Consider the following 215-nt stretch of genomic DNA (forward strand, 5'->3'; position numbering starts at 1 on the left):
CACGACGCCGGCGTCGCGCAGCACGGCCAGCTGCTCCGGCGTACGTGCCAGGGCGGCGCGGGCGGCCTCGGCCGCGGCGGCGAACACGTCACGGGCCCGCGCGGCGGGCCGGCCCGCGCGCGCGGGGGCCGCCGCCGCGGCGGCGCGCCCGACGGTGAGCATCGTGCCCTCGACCGGGTCCCCCACGGCGGCGTACGCCGCGTCGCTGGCGTGGC

Annotated in this window: 1 protein-coding gene; it reads right to left on the minus strand. The window is 84.7% G+C overall.

Annotated features, from left to right (window positions below; all coding sequences use genetic code 11):
• Positions 1–215: DAK2 domain-containing protein (locus QWY28_RS24110; RefSeq protein ID WP_300955422.1), on the minus strand; the 215-nt coding region annotated here is incomplete at both ends.

The sequence above is a fragment of the Nocardioides oceani genome (genome assembly GCF_030412965.1).
GTDB lineage: Bacteria > Actinomycetota > Actinomycetes > Propionibacteriales > Nocardioidaceae > Nocardioides > Nocardioides oceani.